Origin of the sequence: Streptomyces sp. NBC_00440 (assembly GCF_036014215.1) — a bacterium.
Lineage (GTDB): Bacteria > Actinomycetota > Actinomycetes > Streptomycetales > Streptomycetaceae > Streptomyces.
In genome coordinates, this window is record NZ_CP107921.1 from 1,242,699 (window position 1) to 1,259,688 (window position 16,990).

Here is a 16,990-nt window from a genome sequence, read left to right on the forward strand (position 1 = left end):
CCGGCGCGGTGTGCGGGGCGGTACGCACCGCCCCGCACACCCCCGCCGCCGCCAGGCCCCCGTCGCCGTCAAGTCCGGCTAGCCGAGCCGCAGATGGTGCAGCATCAGCAGCGCCGCCGCCATGTTGGACGCCGGGACCTCGCCGCGCGCGATCATGTCAGGCACCAGCTTCAGCGGCACCCACTCACGGCGCGAGGACTCGAACGCGTCCTGTGGACCGCCGGTCCGGGTTCCCTGCTCCGACCAGTACAGATGGTGCCGGGCGTCGGAGAGGCCGTTGGACGGTTCGACGCTGAGCAGATGGCGCAGCGGACCCGGCCGCCACCCCGTCTCCTCCTCCATCTCGCGGGCCGCTGCCGCCTCGGCCGTCTCGCCGTCCTCGACCACCCCCGCTGCCAGCTCCCAGCCCCAGCTGTCCGTGATGAACCGGTGGCGCCAGAGCAGCAGCACCTCGTTCGCCCCGTTGACGACGGTCGCCGCCGCGACGGCCCGCTGCCGGATCACATAGTGGTCGAGCCGGGTGCCGTCCGGGAGCGCGACATCCGCCAGATTGACCTGGAACCAGCGGTTCTTGTACACATTTCGTTCGCTTAAGTTCGTCCACTGCACAGTCCTGCCACCTTCCGACAAGTCGATGGCAATATGGCAGCAGGAGCACGCTCACAGGGGAACGCGCAGCGCTCCCTCGATCAGAGCGGCGGCCTCATCGGCCCCGCCGAACCGGGTCTCGCGCAGATCGTCGCGCACATCGCGGAGCCGGTCCCGGAGCCTGCGCGACTCCATCCCCCGTGCCTGGACGGCCATTTCGACCGCGGTGGCCACGCCGCGGTCGGCGTCCCCCTGCCGCAGTTCGATCCGGGCGAGCATCGCCAGCCGGTGGACCCGGCCACGGTCGTGCGCGGGGGCCGCGGCGGCGGCGACCGCCTGGGCCCTGGCGGCCGGCAGATCACCCAGCCTGAGCAGCGCCTCCGCCACCTGCACATTGACGAGCCCGGGCTGCACATAGCCGGTCTCGTCCGGTTCGGCACCCGGCCTGATCCGTCCGGCGGCCTCCTCCGCCCGTCCGATGCAGGCCAGCGCGCTGCCGGCGTCGCCGAGATAGGCGTACGCCTTCCCCTGCATCGCGTGCAGATCGCTGCCCAGCGCCGGAGTGAGCTCGCGGCCCGCTGTCCGCAGCGCCGCCTCGGCGAAGGCGACGGCCTGCCGGTACTCCCGCATGAAGAGCGCCTGGTTGACCAGGAGCGCGACGACATACGCGCCGAGCGCGCGGTCCCCGCTCGCCTTGGCCAGCCGCAGCGCCTGGTGGAAGTAGCGCTGGGCCAGGCCCTGTTCATCGGAGTCATAGGCGCAGATCCCGGCGATGGCCACCAGTCCGCCGGTGGCACGGAGGAGTTCGCGTCCGGTGGCGTCGCTGTAGGAGCCGCGCAGCAGCGGCGCCGTCCCGGTGTTGAGGAATCCGACGATCCGGGCGCGGGTCGCGACACCGCCCGCCTTCCGGTACATCTGCTCGTAGTGCGTCCGGGCCGCGCGGAGCGTGCCGGTGTCGGCGTGGCCGACCCGGCAACTGCCGCTGCGTGAGACGTCGTTGTCCTCGGGCGGGTTCTCCCACTCCCAGACCGGCAGCACGGCCGGGGTCCCGGTCACCGGGGCCGCGCCCCGCAGATGCGGTCGCTGCTGTGCGTCGGAGCGCCAGAGCGCAGCCGCCCGCTCCACGAACCCGCAGAGCGCGGTGGTGTGCACCGGCGCGGGTGCGCCCGGTACGCCGAGGCCGATGTCGTCCAGCGTGACCGTACGGCGCAGCCGGGCGCCCAGGACCTCGCAGAGCAGGTCGGGCACCTGGCCGCGCGGCCGCTGGCCCTTCAGCCAGCGGGCCACGGCGGTGTGTTCGTACCGCAGGGCCAGTCCGCGGGTCCGGCCCGCCCTGTTGACCCGGACGGCGAGGCCCGCATGGGACATCCCGGCCTCGTCGAGCAGGGCGTCGAGCTGGGTGTTGGGCAGCATGGGGCCCTCCGTGGCCGGGTGCGGGACAGCGTAGTGGAGCGCGGTTCACACGGGGTGTGAACGGAACGCCCGGACCAGGGGCCCGAGTCCCTTCCTCCGGGAGAGCCCGGGCGATTGACTGAACTGCCTCCCAGGAGGCGGCCGGGCCGTCGGCTCCCCCTCGTACAGTGCGACGGCCCGCTCCCGGCGCCACCCGCCCTGCCGGAACTGCCCGGCGCTCCGCGACAGGACGGGTGGCGCACGCCGCGCCGCACTCGCACACGGCGCAGCCCCGATCCATGCCCCCTCACACCGCAGCGCCGCGCGCTCCACACGGCCCGCAGCCCCGCATACGGCGCCACATGCCCGCCTCAGAGGGCTGACCGTGCGGTACGGACCGGGTCCGGCCTGCCGAGCGTCCTGCGGCGGTCGTTGCGCAGGACGAGCAGCGCCACGTCGTCGGTGATACGGCCGCCGGTGTGCCGCAGCAGCGCCCCGTGCACCCGCTGGATCACCCGCGCAGGTGCGGGAACGCCGTCCGCGGCCGCTTCGGACAGCGCTTCCTCCAGACGGAAGAACCGGCCTGCCGGGTCCCGTGCGTCGGTCGCCCCGTCGGTGTGCAGGAGCAGCGCGTCACCGGGCAGCAGCCGGCCGCACCGGTCCGCCTCGACGGCGGCGGGCAGCGGGAACGTCCCCAGCGGGGGCAGCGGATCGCCCCCGCAGAGCGGTCCGGCCGGCTTCCCCAGCCGGTAGGGCCACGGATGCCCGCAGTTGACCGCGGTCATCCCGCCCTCGCCGTCGATCTGCAGGAGCAGTACGGTCACGAACTCCTCGGCCGGCGGATGGCCCGGCGCGGCCCCGCCCGCCGCCGGGTGCTCCTGCCGGGACCGCTCCCGCAGATGCCGTTCCAGCGCGCGTTCCAGTCTCCGTGCCACGCCGGGCAGCCCCGGCTCGTCGTGCGCGGCCTCCCGGAAGCTGCCGAGCACGGCGGCCACCGCGCCGATGGCCGCCAGCCCGTGACCGCGCACGTCACCGATCACCAACCGCACCCCGTGCACCGTGGCCAGCGCCTCGTAGAGATCCCCGCCGACCATCGCACCCCCGGAGGCGGAGAGCTGGCCGGCGGCGACGGCGAGACCGTCGATCCGCGCGGGCAGCGGCCTGAGCAGCACCCGCTGGGTGGCGTACGCGACGGCGCGCACCTGCCTCAACTCCCGTACCGGGCCCAGCCGGACACCCGCGATGACATAGCCCGCCAGCGAGAGCAGCGCGGCGCTGAAGGCCAGCCGGACGGTGATGCTGTCGTCGCCGGCCGGCGAGCCGGCCAGCTCCCAGCCGACCACGACGGCCAGCCCGAGCGCGGGGAGGCCGAAGACGACCCCGCCCCGCCATCCCCTGGTACGGATCACGGCCCTGGTACGGATCATGCCGCCGGCCCCCTCGACTTGAGACCGTCCGGCAGTCGGGGGCGGCCTATGATCGGGCGGATCGATTCTGTCGGCGGTGCGTACCCGTTGGCGTACATCAGGGCGCTTCTCACCCGAACGAGTGAGGGGCGCGCCCGGAGATCCGGACACGCCCCTCAGTGGTTCCCGTACGCGGAACGGCGGTTACGCGCCGCGCAGCACCGCCCCGGTCCGCTCCGCCGCGAGCGCGACAGCGGCGTCCCGCGCGGCGGTCGCCTCCTCGACGGTCAGCGTGCGGTCGGCCGCCCGGAAGCGCAGTGCGTAGGCCAGGGACTTCTTGCCCTCACCGATCTGCTCACCGGTGAAGACGTCGAACAGCCGCAGCGATTCGAGGAGTTCACCGGCGCCCTCGTGCAGGGCCGCCTCGACGTCCACGGCCGGTACCCCGGCGGGAACGACCAGCGCGACGTCCTGGGTCGCCACCGGGAAGGAGGAGATCCGGGGCGCGACGAGCGTGCCGGCGGCCCGCTCCAGCACATCGAGCTCCAGCTCCATGGCGCAGCTGCGCTCGGGGAGGTGGAACGCCTTGATGACGCGCGGGTGCAGCTCACCCGCGTGCCCGGCGAGGACTTCCGCGCCGTCCACGGTGACGTACAGCGCGGCGCAGCGCCCGGGGTGCCACGGCTCGTGCCGGTCACCGCGGACGATCAGCTCGACACCGGCCTCGCGGGCGACGGTACGGGCCGCCTCGACGGCGTCCGCCCAGTCGGCCGGGCGGCCCTTGCCCCACCAGCCGGCCTGCTCGCGCGCACCGGCCAGGACGGCCGCGACCCGGCGCGGCTGGCGCGGCAGTGCGGCGGTGATCCCGGCGATCTCCTCGTCGGTGGGCCTGCGGTCGACGGGCAGCCGCGCGGGCACCCGCTCCTCACCGGTCGGCCGGAAGACCAGACCGGTCTCGAAGAGCGCGAGGTCGTGCGAGCCGCGTCCGGTGTTGCGCCGCAGCGCGCCGAGCAGCCCCGGCAGCAGCGTGGTGCGCAGCGCGGGCTCCTCGTCGGAGAGCGGGTTGACCAGCTTGACCGTGGCGCGGCGCGGGTCGTCGGCGGCCAGCCCGAGCTGGTCGAACGCGGCGTCGCCGGTGAACGGGTAGTTCAGTGCCTCGACGAAGCCCGCGCCGGCCAGCGCGCGGCCGACCCTGCGGTGCAGCCGCTGCCGCTCGGTGAGCCCGCGGCCCGCCGGGGGCCTGGGCAGCGTCGACGGGAGGTTCTCGTACCCCTCAAGACGGATGACCTCTTCGGCCAGGTCGTTGGGGTAGGCGAGGTCGGGGCGCCAGGACGGCACGGTGACGACGAGCTCGTCCTGACCGTAGACGTCGCAGCCGACCTGCTGGAGGCGGCGTACGACGGTCTCCCGGCCGTACGCGACGCCCGCCACCTTGTCCGGGTGGTCGGCGGGCATCTGGAGGGTGCGCGGCGCCGACGGTGCGACGACCTCGGTGACCCCGGCCTCGGCGGTGCCGCCCGCGAGCAGCACCAGGAGGTCGACGGTCCGCTGGGCGGCCGCCGAAGCTGCCTCCGGGTCGACACCCCGCTCGAAGCGCTTGGACGCCTCGGAGGCCAGCTTGTGACGGCGCGCGGTGCGCGAGATGGAGAGCGCGTCGAAGTGCGCGGCCTCGATGACGACGTCGGTGGTGCCCTGGAGCTGTCCGGTCTCCGGGTCGGTGGTGACGTCGGCGATCTCGGTGTTGGCCCCGCCCATCACACCGGCGAGGCCGATGGGGCCGCGGTCGTCGGTGATGACCAGGTCACCGGCGTCGAGTACGCGGGCTGCGCCGTCGAGCGTGGTGAACTTCTCGCCGGCCACGGCCCTGCGTACGCCGATCGGCCCGTCGATCCGGGTGCGGTCGTAGGCGTGCAGCGGCTGGCCGAGCTCCAGCATCACGTAGTTGGTGATGTCTACGGCGAGCGAGACCGGCCGCATACCGGCCTTCTGCAGGCGGCGCTGGAGCCAGATCGGTGTGCGGGCCTCGACGTCGATGCCGGTGACCGTACGGGCGGTGAAGCGGTCACAGCCACGCGGGTCGGCGATCTTCACCGGGTAGCCGAACGCGTTGGGCGGCGCCACGTCGAGCAGCGCCGGGTCGCTCAGCGGCAGCCCGTACGCGGTGGCGGTCTCCCGGGCGACGCCCCGGATCGACAGGGCGTAGCCGCGGTCGGGGGTGACGGCGATGTCGAGCACCTCGTCGACCAGTTCGAGCAGCGCGATGGCGTCGGTGCCCGGCTCGTGGCCGGGGGGCAGCACGATGATGCCGTGCGTGCCGTCGTCGCCCATGCCCAGCTCGTCGCCGGAGCAGATCATGCCGTGCGAGGTCTTGCCGTACGTCTTGCGCGCGGCGATGGCGAAGTCGCCGGGCAGCACGGCGCCGGGCAGGACCACGACGACCTTGTCGCCGACGGCGAAGTTCCGGGCGCCGCAGACGATCTCCTGCGGGGCGCCGGTGCCGTTGGCGGTGCCGACGTCGACGGTGCAGAAGCGGATGGGCTTCTTGAAGCCCTCCAGCTCCTCGATGGTCAGTACCTCTCCGACGACCAGCGGACCCTTGAGGCCCGCGCCGGTCTGCTCGACGGTCTCGACCTCCAGGCCGACGCCGATCAGCTTGGCCTGTACGTCACGACCGGTCTCGGTGGCGGGGAGATCGACGTACTCCCGCAGCCAGGAAAGCGGGACCCGCATCAGATCTCCATCCCGAACGGCCGGGTGAACCGGATGTCACCCTCGACCATGTCTCGCATGTCTTCGACGTTGTGGCGGAACATCAGCATCCGTTCGATGCCGAACCCGAAGGCGAATCCGCTGTACTTCTGGGGATCGACACCGCAGGCGGTGAGCACCTTGGGGTTGACCATCCCGCAGCCGCCCAGCTCGATCCAGCCCTCGCTGGAGCAGGTACGGCAGGGGCGGTCGGGGTTGCCCACCGATGCGCCGCGGCAGACGTAGCACTGCATGTCCATCTCGGCGGACGGCTCGGTGAACGGGAAGTAGTTGGGGCGCAGCCGGGTCGTCATGTCATGACCGAAGAGTGCCTGCACCATGTGGTCCAGGGTGCCCTTGAGGTCGGCCATGGTGAGGCCCTCGTCCACGGCGAGCAGCTCGATCTGGTGGAAGACCGGCGTGTGCGTGGCGTCCAGCTCGTCGGTGCGGTAGACCCGCCCCGGGCAGACGACGTAGACGGGCGGCTCGCGGTCGAGCAGGGTGCGGGCCTGCACGGGCGAGGTGTGCGTCCGCAGCACGACACCGGACTCGTCGCCCTCGGTGCCCTCGGGGCCCTGGACGAAGAAGGTGTCCTGCATCTGCCGGGCCGGGTGGTCGGGCGTGAAGTTCAGGGCGTCGAAGTTGAACCACTCCGCCTCGACCTCCGGGCCCTCGGCGACCTCGTAGCCCATGGCCACGAAGATGTCCGAGACCCGCTCCATGAAGGTGGTCAGCGGGTGGCGGGCGCCGGCGGGGGTGCGGTCGTAGGGCAGGGTGACGTCCACCGCCTCCTCGACCAGGACCCGCTCGTCGCGCTCGGTCTCCAGCTCCGCCTGACGGGCCGCGAGGGCCTTGTTCACGGCGCCGCGCGCCATGCCGACGCGCTTGCCCGCGTCGGCCTTGGCCTGCGGCGGCAGCGCGCCGATCTCGCGGTTGGCGAGCGCCAGCGGCGAGGTGCCGCCGGTGTGGGCCGTCTTGGCGTGCGCGAGCGCGTCGAGATCACCCGCGGCGGCGAAGGCGGCGAGCGCCTCGCTCCGCATCCGCTCGATCTCTTCCGGTTTCAGTGCCTCGACCTCAACAGGGTCGTACGACTTGTTCGGTGCCGACATCTCTTCCCGTACTTCCGATTTCTGGCTGAGGCGACCTGCTCGCCGACAGCGACGTCAAGGACGCAAACGTGCCAAAGGTCGATTCTAGAGGTCGCGTGGGGTCGGAGAAGCCCGCAGGTCCTCAAGCCCACCCGTCGCCCGCCGCCACCCTTGCACGACGCTTCGCGACATTTCCTATTTCAGGTAGGCCGGAGCCCCTACGGGCAGGATAAATCGGAACTCCGCGCCGCCGCCCGCCCCGCGGCCGACGGTGATCGTCCCGCCGTGCGCCTCGACGATGCCCTTGACGATGTACAGGCCCAGCCCGGTGCCGCCGCGCTTGCTGCCCCGCCAGAAGCGGGTGAAGACGCGGCTCATCGACTCCTCGGGGATACCGGGGCCCTCGTCGGTCACCGTGACGCCCGTCCCCTTCTCGTCGTTCTTCGCGGCGGCTGCCGCCACCTCGATGGTGACGGTTCCCTCACCGTGGCGCACCGCATTTTCCAGCAGGTTGCCGAGGATCTGGTCGATCTTGTCCGGGTCGGCCCAGAGATCGGGCAGCGGCTGCTGGATCCGGACCAGGAACCGGTCGGGGTCCTGGCCGGACGCGGTGTGGGCCTGGATGTGCCGGTCGACGGCAGCGGCGATGTCGACGGGCTGGCGGCGCAGCTCCAGCCGGCCCGAGTCGATGCGCGAGATGTCGAGAAGCTCGGCGATCAGCCGGGTGACCCGGTTGGCGTCGGCGTCGACGGTCTCCAGCATGAGCCGCTTCTGTGCGTCGGTGAAGCGCTCCCATTTGGCGAGCAGGGTCGCGGTGAACCCTTTGACCGAGGTCAGCGGGGAGCGCAGCTCGTGCGCGACGGTGGCTATCAGCTCGGCGTGGCTGCGCTCGGTGCGGCGGCGCGCCTCGGTGCCCCGGATCGAGACGACGACCCGCAGGACGGGCCCGGTGGGGCGCTCCCGTATGTACCGCGCGGAGACCAGCACCTCGCGCCCGCCGGGCAGCAGCAGATTGCGTTCGGGCTGGCCGTAGCGGATGGCGAGCCCGCCGTACGGATCGGTCAGGGTCCACCAGCGGCGGCCCTTGAGGTCCTCCAGGGGCAGCGCCTGCTCCAGGGGGCGGCCCAGTGCGGTGGCTCGCGGTACGGCGGTGATCCGTGCGGCGGCGGCGTTGAAGCAGATGATCCGGCCGTGCTCGTCGGCGACGACCAGACCGTCGGGGAGTTCGTCGGGGTCGACCCCGGATCCGGCAGGACCCGGGCCGACGGACGCGCCGGTTCCGTTCAGCGGCGATCCATGTCCGTGCGATGACGCACTGCCCGAAGAGACAGCCATCCCCGTATCCCACCTCTCCGAATAGCGCAGTGGGCCCCCGAACTCGTCACCCTACTAGCTGGAGGTCACGGAGCGGCACCCTCCGGAAGCGCGCTGCGCACGCGCTGACGCGTAGAGGCAGACGGCGGCGGCGGTGGCGAGATTGAGACTTTCGGCCCGGCCGTGGATGGGGACGCGGACCACGGCGTCGGCGAGGGCCCGGGTCTCCTCGGGGAGCCCCCAGGCCTCGTTGCCGAACACCCAGGCACTCGGACCGCCCATGGTGCCCGCGTCGAGCTCGGCGTCGAGGTCGTCGTCGCCCGCCCCGTCGGCGGCGAGGATCCGTACCCCGGCGGCCTTGAGACCGGCGACGGCCCGCTCGACGGGGACGCCGACCGCGACGGGCAGATGGAAGTGCGAACCGACCGACGCGCGTACGGACTTGGGGTTGTACAGGTCGACGGATGCGTCGGTGAGTACGACGGCGTCGGCGCCCGCCGCGTCGGCGCAGCGCAGCACCGTCCCGGCGTTGCCCGGGTCGCGGACATGCGCGAGTACGGCCACCAGCCGGGGCCGCGCCGCGAGGATCTCGTCGAAGGGCGAGTCCAGGAAGCGGCAGACTCCGACGAGGCCCTGCGGGGTGATGGTCTGGGAGAGTTCGGCGAGTACGTCGTCGCCCGCCAGGTGGATGCGGGCTCCGGAGTCCCGTGCCGAGGCGACGACGGTCTCGTACCGCTCGGCGGCCTCCAAGGTGGCGAACAGCTCCACGAGCGTCGGCCGGCCGTCGACCCGGTGCTGCACGGCTTCGCGTACGGCCTGCGGCCCCTCGGCGATGAACCGGCGTTCCTTGGTACGGAAGTTGCGCCGGGCGAGCCGCTTCGCGGCGGCGACGCGCGGGGAGCGCGGGGAGATCAGCTCGGCGGGGGTGCCCATGGTCGGCGTTTCACCTTACTCACGTACGGAACTGCGGCACGTCCGGGCCGGTGGTGGCCGGTCCGGGTCGTTCTGCAGGGGGGCATGCGGGGCACAACGGGTCCGCGGAACACAGCGGACCCGCAGGCGGCTTCCGCCTGCGGGTCCTGCCGGCCGGGCTCCGGCTGAAGTGCGTGCCTGATCAGGCAGCGGTCTTCGGCGCGTTGACGTCGCTCGGGAGCGCCTTCTGCGCGACCTCGACCAGCGCGGCGAACGCGTTGGTGTCGTTGACGGCCAGCTCGGCGAGGATCTTGCGGTCCACCTCGATGTTGGCGGCCTTCAGACCCTGGATGAGGCGGTTGTACGTCATGCCGTTCTCGCGGGCAGCGGCGTTGATGCGCTGGATCCACAGCTGACGGAAGTCGCCCTTGCGCTTCTTGCGGTCGTTGTAGTTGTAGACCAGGGAGTGGGTGACCTGCTCCTTGGCCTTGCGGTACAGGCGCGAACGCTGACCGCGGTAGCCCTTGGCCGCTTCGAGAATTGCCCGGCGCTTCTTGTGGGCGTTGACTGCCCGCTTGACGCGTGCCACTTGTTGACTCCTTGTAGCGGGGCCGTGGGTGAACTCACACGGCCCGGAAACGAATTGGTCCCGGTCCCGACTTCGTGCCCCCGGTGGTGACCGGGGGCCGCGAGGTCACTTGCCGAGAAGCTTCTTGATCTTCTTGGCGTCGGCCGGGGCCACCACGACGGTGCCGGTCAGCGAACGCGTCTTCTTGGACGACTTGTGCTCCAGCAGGTGGCGCTTGCCGGCGCGCTCACGGAGCACCTTGCCGGAGCCGGTGATCTTGAAGCGCTTGCTGGAGCCGCTGTGCGTCTTGTTCTTCGGCATCGCGCCGTACTCTCCTCGTCAGTGGCGCTCCCCCGGTGCGGGCACCGGAGACCGGGAGCGTCAGATCGTTGGTATGTGTTCCGGGCGGAACCCCGGGGCCGCCTGGCTGGTGGCCCGTCCGGTCACGCTTCGGAGGTGGTCTCGGCCGGTGCTTCGGCCTCTGCCTCGGCCGGAGCCTCGGCGACCTCGTCCGCGGACCCCTCGGTCGCGTAGCCCTGGCGCTCCGCCTTGCGGGCGGCCTGGGCCTCGCGCGCCTCGGCCATGGCCTCGGTCTTCTTCTTGTGCGGGCCAAGCACCATGATCATGTTTCGGCCGTCCTGCTTCGGGTTCGACTCGATGAACCCGAGGTCCTCGACGTCCGAAGCGAGACGCTGCAGCAGCCGGAAACCCAGTTCGGGGCGGGACTGCTCGCGACCGCGGAACATGATCGTGATCTTGACCTTGTCGCCCTGCTTGAGGAAGCGCACGACGTGACCCTTTTTGGTGTCGTAGTCGTGCGGGTCGATCTTCGGCCGGAGCTTCATCTCCTTGATGACCGTGTGCGCCTGGTTCTTGCGCGCCTCACGGGCCTTCATGGCCGACTCGTACTTGAACTTCCCGTAATCCATGAGCTTGCACACGGGCGGACGGGCGGTCGCCGCGACCTCGACCAGGTCGAGGTCGTACTCCTGTGCCAGTTCCAGGGCCTTCGCGAGCGGGACAATGCCCACCTGCTCGCCGCTGGGTCCGACAAGTCGCACCTCGGGAACGCGAATCCGGTCGTTGATGCGGGGCTCGGCGCTGATGGATCCTCCTCGGTAGCACCACACGGCTCTCTGGCAGACAGCCGCGTAACGTCTGTTTAGACAGACCAACCGCACCTGGAACATGAAAAACGCCCCGGACGGGACACAGGCGGGAGCTCCTCACATACCGGAGCACCGCCGCGTTTGCCGCGGGGCGCACATCGGGTGGCTTCCATCGTCCGTACGGAACGATGGGCGCCGCCTGACCGGTGACCCGCCGTCCCGGAGGACAGTCAGGTGGGAGATCGGAGCCTCCACTTGTGGGCCGGGCACACAGGTGTCCGGCCGGTCGTTACACAAGGTTAGCACCCCGGACCCGGTGCGGCGAACCGGTGCGCGGCGGCCTCCGCGCGGGGCCACCGGGACCACCGCATATCGTGTGCGTCATGAGCGACGCGACCCCCTCCCCCACCCCCGAAGAAGCCCCCGGCTTCGACTCCATGACCCGTGACATCGCGGACGTCCCCGCGGTCGAGGTGATCACGACGGTCGCGGTGCATCTGATGAGCTCGGCCGCCGTCAACCTGGGCCTGGCCGAGGACGGCGAGAAGCACAAGGACCTTGACGAGGCCCGGAAGCTGATCCAGGCGCTGGCCGGACTGATCACGGCGAGCGCCACGGAGATCAGCTCCTTCCACGCCGCCCCGCTGCGCGACGGTCTGAAGTCGCTCCAGCTGGCGTTCCGCGAGGCTTCCGCCGTGCCCGACGAGCCGGGCGACGGGCCCGGTGAGAAGTTCACCGGGCCGGTCTACGGCTGAGAGCGGGGCCCACGCCGGATCCACGAGGTTCCCCGGGGGCCGGTCCGTGAGGTACCGCCCCGGGAGCCGTCGGCGGGGGAGCCACCGGCGGGGCCGCCGTTCAGCTGCCCCTCCTCGTGGCCGGTGAACCCCACAGGGTGCGTGAACCGGTGCGCGTAGGCCGCGAGCGCCCCGCCGACCAGCGGCGCCACGATGAAGAGCCACAGCTGGGAGAGTGCGGCGCCACCGGCGAAGAGGGCCGGCCCGAGGCTCCGCGCCGGGTTCACCGAGGTACCGGTCAGCGGGATGCCGATCAGGTGGACCGCGGCGAGCGCCAGACCGATGGGCAGGCCGTCGAAGCCCACGACGGCCACCTTGTGGGTCACGGCCAGCACGACGAAGACGTAGACGAAGGTCAGCGCCAGTTCCGCCAGGAAGGCGCCGCCCAGGTTGATGTGGACGGCCGAGCGGCTGCCGTACCCGTTGCTGCCGAACAGGCCGTCGGTCTTGATTCCCGGCACCTGCTTGGTGAGCAGGAAGAGCAGCGCGGCGCCGACGATGGCGCCGAGGAACTGCGCGATCCAGTACTCCACCGCCCTGCGCAGATCGATGCGCTCGGCCAGCAACATGCCCAGCGTCACGGCCGGGTTGATGTGGCAGCCCGAGATCGCACCCAGCGAGTAGGCCAGCGCCAGCATGGTGAAGCCGAACGTGAGCGCGATGCCGAAGGCGCCGATGTACTCGCTGGCGAGCACCACGGATCCCACCGCGATGAACACCAGCAGCAGAGTTCCCAGGAACTCCGCGGCAATCCTCCGTGTCTCCGCCGTCTCCATAGCTCACACCCTCACGAAGATTGTCGGATTTCTCCGCAATTATTCGTCGGAAGAGCCGGACCTGCCTCTCGGGGCGCCGGGCCGCGGGTCAGCGCGCGAAGAGCGGCGTGTTCGGAGCCGGTGCCCCGGCGGGCAGCAGGGCCAGATCGAGGCCCCGTACCAGCCGGGCCCTGAGCACCTCGTGGGCGGCCAGATCCGTGGCGACGGCGGTGGCGGCCGACTGGTCGGCACCGGGTGCGAGGACCAGCGCCAGGGTGCCGTCGGCCCGGCCGGGGCCGAGGTGGGCGCGGACCACCGCCGGGTGCGCGGCCACGACGTCGCGCACCGCCTCCACCACGGCCGGGTCGTCCAGCGGGTCGGCGCTGGTGCGCCCCTCCGCGAGGGCGAGCAGCGCACCGCCCTTGAGCTCGTACGGAACGGGGCCCGCCAGATCGAGTACGAGGGTGTCGGCGCGCTCATGGGCGGCGGCCTGGAGCGCCTGGTGCAGCGGTACGGCGACCGGGCGGGCCTGCGGGTCCCAGCGGGCCAGCGACGCGGTCGACGTGAAGGCCGGGAGCGCCCTGCGGTCACCGGCCTGGAGCGTCGGGACCGCCATGTCGCTGGACTTCTCGCGGCGCAGCCCGTCCTCGCCCGTCTCGGCCTCCCCCAGCATCGCGACGACCGGCACCAGCAGCCGGGCGTCCTTGAGGGCTTCGAGCACCTTCGGCTCGGCCGCCCTGTCCTGCGACCAGTCGGCGAGAGCCGCGGTCAGCCGGGGGTCGGCGGTGCCGTCGTCGTCGGAGAATCCGGAGTCCGGAATGTTCTTGAGCGCCACGCCCCGACCCTATCCGCCGCGGCGCCGCGGCCGGCTGCCGGGCCGGGCCCGCACAGCCGTATCGTCGGCGTCGCCCGTCGCCGCCGCGGCGGGCGCCGGCGGGCAGCACCGGGAGGGCCGAGGTGGATCCGGACGCGGTACTGGCCCGTGCGCTGCGTTCCGTCGCGGGGGACGCCTCGCTGTCGGTCGCGGTGCTCGACACGGCGACCGGCGCCACCGCCGCGTACGGGAACGGCAGTTACCACACGGCCAGCATCGTGAAGGTGGGCATCCTGGCGACGCTGCTGCTGCGGGCGCAGGACGCCGGTCGCGGTCCCGGCGCCCCGGAGCTGGCTCTCGCCGCGCCGATGATCGAGCACAGCGACAACGCGTCGGCCACCGCACTGTGGAAGACGATCGGCGGTGCGCGGGGGTTCGACTCGGGTGTCCGGCGGCTCGGGCTCACCCGCACCCGGGGCGGCGCCAACGGCGAGTGGGGCCTGACCCGGACCACCGCCGGGGATCAACTGGCCCTGTTGCGGGCGGTGTTCGGCACTGATTCCGAGCTGGCACCGGCCTCGCGCCGCGTCCTCGCGGCGCTGATGGCGCAGGTGGTGCCCGGTCAGGCGTGGGGCGTCTCGGCGGCGGGGAGCAGCTGGGCGCTGAAGAACGGCTGGCTCCCGCGCGGCTCCGCCGCCCGCTGGACCGTCAACAGCATCGGGCGGGTGACCACGGGGGCCGGCGGCCGGCTGATCGCCGTGCTCTCCGAGGGGCACACGACCCTGCCGGCGGGGATCGCGGTCACCGGGGCGGCGGCGCGGGCCGCCGTCACAGCGACCGGCGGAACCGGCTGAATCCGGCGCCGCGCGGGGGCCTGGACGGTCCGCGGCGCCACAGCACCAGGGCGCCGGCCAGCAGCAGCACCCCCGCGCCGCCCGCGAGCGGGACGACCCAGACACCGGCGTCTCCGCCGCCCGGCTCCGCGTCGGGGCCCGGCCCGAAGTACTTCTTCCCGTAACCGGCGGCCTCCGTACGGATCTGCGCCGGGGCGAGCTTCGCCGCCGCCGCGAGCGCGGCCGCGGGGTCGACCATGCCGTAACCGCGGGAGTCGTCGCGGCCGCCCTGCGGGGCGTCCCGGGCGGTGTCCATGAGCAGCTTCTTGATCTGTGCCGGAGTGAGGTCCGGGTACGCGGCCCGCACCAGCGCGACCGCGCCCGAGACGAACGCGGACGCCGCGCTGGTGCCCCAGCCCTCGTAGTACTTGCGGTCGGGGTCGGCGATCACGACGTCGACGCCGGGGGCGCTGACCGTGGCGTACCAGCGGCGGGTGGAGAAGGAGGCATGGGTGCCGTACCGGTCGACGGCGGTCACCGCGATCACGCCCGGGTAGGCGGCCGGGTAGGAGATGTGGTCCCCGTCCTCGCCGCCGTTGCCCGCCGACGCGACGACGACCGAGCCCTTGGAGAGGGCGTACTGGACGGCGGAGTCCTGGCCGGGCTCCGGGCGGGCGGACGCGCTGTCGTCACCGAGGGAGAGGTTGATGACATCGGCATGGTGGTCGGCCGCCCAGCGGATACCGGTGGCCAGGGCGCCGCCTCGCGAGGCACGGGCCTTCTTGATCGCCGGGTCGCTGCCTTCGAGGATCACCCGGACCGGCAGGATGTGCGCCTCGGGTGCGATGCCCAGGACGCCGTCCACATGGCCGGGGCCGTGGCCGTGTCCGGCGATGATGCCCGCCATCGCGGTGCCGTGCCGGGCCCAGGACCGGTCGCCGCGCTTCGCTCCGAAGCCGATCAGGTCCTTGTCGGGCAGCACCTGCCCCGTGAGATCGGGGTTGGCGCTGTCGACTCCGGTGTCGAGCACGGCGACCGTGACGCCCCGGCCCTTGGTCGTACGCCAGGCCTGCTGGGTGTGCATGGCGGCCAGTTCCCACTGCTGGGCGCGGATGGAGTCGGCGCTCGCGGGCGCGGCGGGCAGCACGGTGAGGGCCGCGGCGGCCAGCACGGCCGTGAGTACGGTCGGTCCTCGGCGTCTCATCGGTGCTCCTCCGTGCGGTTCGGGGCTTCGCTGTGCGGTCAGGGATTCCCGCCCGGTTGCGGGTCAGGGCTGCCCGTCCGTTGCGGTTCAGGGCTTCCTGGTCGGTTGCGGTTCAGGGCTTCTCCGCCGCGGCGACGTTCTTGCGCAGCGCCCGCTCGACCCGCTCCTCGACGCCCTTGGCCTCGTGGCCGAGTCCCGCCTGGGCCGCGGCCGTTGTCTGCGACTCCTCCATGGCCACGGCGGCAGGCTGCGGATCGGTGACCGTCCGCCCGTCGGCGAACCCCGAGACCGCGTACATGACCACCGGCGCGTCCGTCAGGATGCTCACCGTCCAGCTCGCCCGCTGCCGGTCGCCGAAGGAGGCGGCGTCGGTGGACTTCACCGGGTAGGTGCCGGGCATCAGATCGGTGCGCCGGTCGAGCCCCTCGGCCGCAAACCTCTTGTGCAGGGCGGACATCGCCGCCGGGTCCGCCTCCGTGAAGACCATCCCGACCGTGGTCACGCTGCTGCTGGTGGCGTCGGTGTACGTCGCGCGCACCATCCTGGTGCAGCCCACCGGCTGGAGCGCCCGCAGCAGCATGGGGTCGAGCCGGCCCGTGCACGTGCTGTCCGGCGCGACACCCACCCTGGTCCAGGTGCGGTCGGCACCGCCGGGGCCCGCGCCGATGCCCTTGAGCGTCGGGGGGAAGAGGGTGTCGACAGGGGTGCTGTGCCACAGGCCGCGCGATGCGGTGAACCCGTCGCTGGGGCCGACCGCCGCGCTGTCACCGCTCAGCATGCTCCCGGCGGCCGCGCCGCCGAGCAGTCCGAGCCCGAGGACCACACAGGCCGCGGCCGCCGCGGCCCTGGCGGGGTGCCGGGCCGGAACGGGCCGCAGCCGGGTGGTCGTCTCCACCGGCGTCTCGTCGGCGACCGGATGCGGCTGCGTACGGATCGCCGGGCCGCCCGCGCCCGGCCGCGGGGTGAGATCGACGGCGCCGACCGGACGGCGGCGGGTGGCCGGGGGCGCCGGGGGCCGGGGCGGGTAGGCCGGCGGCGCGGTGGTGGGCCGGGGCGGGACGCCGGACCGCGGGGCGGACGTTCCGGCCGGTGAACCGGCTGACGTGCCGGGCGGTTCGGGAGACTCAGGAGACGCTGCGGACGATGCCGCGGATTCCTGGGATGCGGACGATGCAGCGGATACTGCCGATGCTGCGGGTGCAGGTACTGCGGATGTTGCGGGAGCGGGCGATTCGACGACCGGGCGCAGCCGGGTGGTCGTCTCGGTGGGGGTCTCTGCCGGGGGCTCCCCCGTGCCGGTCCGCGCGGGCGGCGGTTCCTTCGGGCGGGGCGGGAAGGACGGGAAGGGGGCACGTCGCGCCTCGGTACTCATCCGCCCCCCTGTGCGTCCGCCCGAATTCGCCTTCCTGGCGGGTCCGTCGGTCACTCTACGGGCTGGCACGGGACCTGCGGGAACCGGACGGTA

At 72.6% G+C, this 16,990-nt stretch carries 16 protein-coding genes; 2 read left to right on the forward strand and 14 right to left on the reverse strand.

Annotated elements, in window-relative coordinates:
* Window positions 1–78: 78 nt before the first annotated feature.
* From OHB13_RS05575 to infC, 10 genes are all read right to left on the reverse strand, one after another.
* The gene (locus tag OHB13_RS05575; RefSeq protein WP_266858781.1) at window positions 79–609 is read right to left on the reverse strand and encodes an NUDIX domain-containing protein; all 531 of its coding nucleotides are present in this window, start codon (window positions 607–609) and stop codon (window positions 79–81) included.
* A gap of 51 nt (window positions 610–660) precedes the next feature.
* Window positions 661–2,001, reverse strand: coding sequence for a transcriptional regulator (locus tag OHB13_RS05580; RefSeq protein WP_328376009.1), 1,341 nt, complete (start codon window positions 1,999–2,001; stop codon window positions 661–663).
* 350 nt (window positions 2,002–2,351) lie between these two features.
* Window positions 2,352–3,407, reverse strand: coding sequence for a PP2C family protein-serine/threonine phosphatase (locus OHB13_RS05585; protein ID WP_328376010.1), 1,056 nt, complete (start codon window positions 3,405–3,407; stop codon window positions 2,352–2,354).
* Window positions 3,408–3,590: 183 nt separating this feature from the next.
* Window positions 3,591–6,116: a phenylalanine--tRNA ligase subunit beta gene (gene pheT, locus OHB13_RS05590; protein WP_328376012.1), complete on the reverse strand. Its 2,526-nt coding sequence runs from the start codon at window positions 6,114–6,116 to the stop codon at window positions 3,591–3,593.
* Complete coding sequence (gene pheS, locus OHB13_RS05595) at window positions 6,116–7,243, reverse strand: phenylalanine--tRNA ligase subunit alpha (RefSeq protein ID WP_266858776.1); 1,128 nt, start codon at window positions 7,241–7,243, stop codon at window positions 6,116–6,118. Before pheS ends, pheT begins: the two co-directional genes overlap by 1 nt.
* A gap of 174 nt (window positions 7,244–7,417) precedes the next feature.
* On the reverse strand, window positions 7,418–8,557 hold the full coding sequence (locus OHB13_RS05600; protein ID WP_328376015.1) for a sensor histidine kinase: 1,140 nt from the start codon (window positions 8,555–8,557) through the stop codon (window positions 7,418–7,420).
* Window positions 8,558–8,611: 54 nt separating this feature from the next.
* Window positions 8,612–9,469, reverse strand: coding sequence for a TrmH family RNA methyltransferase (locus OHB13_RS05605; protein ID WP_328376017.1), 858 nt, complete (start codon window positions 9,467–9,469; stop codon window positions 8,612–8,614).
* 181 nt (window positions 9,470–9,650) lie between these two features.
* A complete protein-coding gene (rplT, locus tag OHB13_RS05610; protein ID WP_266858771.1) occupies window positions 9,651–10,037 on the reverse strand; it encodes a 50S ribosomal protein L20 in 387 nt (128 codons plus the stop codon).
* 105 nt (window positions 10,038–10,142) lie between these two features.
* The gene (gene rpmI / locus OHB13_RS05615; protein ID WP_164266672.1) at window positions 10,143–10,337 is read right to left on the reverse strand and encodes a 50S ribosomal protein L35; all 195 of its coding nucleotides are present in this window, start codon (window positions 10,335–10,337) and stop codon (window positions 10,143–10,145) included.
* Window positions 10,338–10,459: 122 nt separating this feature from the next.
* The gene (gene infC / locus OHB13_RS05620; protein ID WP_266858768.1) at window positions 10,460–11,146 is read right to left on the reverse strand and encodes a translation initiation factor IF-3; all 687 of its coding nucleotides are present in this window, start codon (window positions 11,144–11,146) and stop codon (window positions 10,460–10,462) included.
* 362 nt (window positions 11,147–11,508) lie between these two features.
* Between infC and OHB13_RS05625 the strand changes: the two genes are divergently transcribed.
* A complete protein-coding gene (locus OHB13_RS05625; protein ID WP_328376020.1) occupies window positions 11,509–11,880 on the forward strand; it encodes a DUF1844 domain-containing protein in 372 nt (123 codons plus the stop codon).
* On the opposite strand, the gene OHB13_RS05630 is transcribed toward OHB13_RS05625, so the two are convergent.
* Together OHB13_RS05630 and OHB13_RS05635 are read right to left on the reverse strand one after the other, a co-directional pair.
* Window positions 11,871–12,695, reverse strand: a complete 825-nt coding sequence (locus OHB13_RS05630; RefSeq protein ID WP_328376022.1) for an MIP family channel protein — start codon at window positions 12,693–12,695, stop codon at window positions 11,871–11,873. The two genes, OHB13_RS05625 and OHB13_RS05630, sit on opposite strands and share 10 nt — an antisense overlap.
* 88 nt (window positions 12,696–12,783) lie before the next feature.
* Window positions 12,784–13,509 carry an SseB family protein gene (locus tag OHB13_RS05635; RefSeq protein WP_266858765.1) on the reverse strand — a complete coding sequence of 242 codons (726 nt, stop codon included), beginning with the start codon at window positions 13,507–13,509 and terminating at the stop codon, window positions 12,784–12,786.
* Between the two features lie 122 nt (window positions 13,510–13,631).
* Here OHB13_RS05635 and OHB13_RS05640 point away from each other — a divergent pair, with 122 nt between their 5' ends.
* A complete protein-coding gene (locus OHB13_RS05640) occupies window positions 13,632–14,342 on the forward strand; it encodes a serine hydrolase (RefSeq protein WP_328376024.1) in 711 nt (236 codons plus the stop codon).
* Here OHB13_RS05640 and mycP read toward each other — a convergent pair.
* Window positions 14,317–15,525 carry a type VII secretion-associated serine protease mycosin gene (mycP, locus tag OHB13_RS05645; RefSeq protein WP_328376026.1) on the reverse strand — a complete coding sequence of 403 codons (1,209 nt, stop codon included), beginning with the start codon at window positions 15,523–15,525 and terminating at the stop codon, window positions 14,317–14,319. The genes OHB13_RS05640 and mycP overlap by 26 nt on opposite strands.
* A 112-nt stretch (window positions 15,526–15,637) precedes the next feature.
* The gene (locus OHB13_RS05650; RefSeq protein WP_328376028.1) at window positions 15,638–16,420 is read right to left on the reverse strand and encodes a hypothetical protein; all 783 of its coding nucleotides are present in this window, start codon (window positions 16,418–16,420) and stop codon (window positions 15,638–15,640) included.
* Between the last annotated feature and the right edge of the window lie 570 nt (window positions 16,421–16,990).

Excerpts from the sequence above, each read along its gene's own strand:
- OHB13_RS05580 (WP_328376009.1), bottom strand. The coding sequence starts at position 2,001 with ATGCTGCCCAACACCCAGCTCGACGCCCTGCTCGACGAGGCCGGGATG.
- OHB13_RS05585 (WP_328376010.1), bottom strand. The coding sequence starts at position 3,407 with ATGATCCGTACCAGGGCCGTGATCCGTACCAGGGGATGGCGGGGCGGG.
- pheT (WP_328376012.1), bottom strand. The coding sequence starts at position 6,116 with ATGCGGGTCCCGCTTTCCTGGCTGCGGGAGTACGTCGATCTCCCCGCC.
- pheS (WP_266858776.1), bottom strand. The coding sequence starts at position 7,243 with ATGTCGGCACCGAACAAGTCGTACGACCCTGTTGAGGTCGAGGCACTG.
- OHB13_RS05600 (WP_328376015.1), bottom strand. The coding sequence starts at position 8,557 with ATGGCTGTCTCTTCGGGCAGTGCGTCATCGCACGGACATGGATCGCCG.
- OHB13_RS05605 (WP_328376017.1), bottom strand. The coding sequence starts at position 9,469 with ATGGGCACCCCCGCCGAGCTGATCTCCCCGCGCTCCCCGCGCGTCGCC.
- rpmI (WP_164266672.1), bottom strand. The coding sequence starts at position 10,337 with ATGCCGAAGAACAAGACGCACAGCGGCTCCAGCAAGCGCTTCAAGATC.
- OHB13_RS05625 (WP_328376020.1), top strand. The coding sequence starts at position 11,509 with ATGAGCGACGCGACCCCCTCCCCCACCCCCGAAGAAGCCCCCGGCTTC.
- OHB13_RS05630 (WP_328376022.1), bottom strand. The coding sequence starts at position 12,695 with ATGGAGACGGCGGAGACACGGAGGATTGCCGCGGAGTTCCTGGGAACT.
- mycP (WP_328376026.1), bottom strand. The coding sequence starts at position 15,525 with ATGAGACGCCGAGGACCGACCGTACTCACGGCCGTGCTGGCCGCCGCG.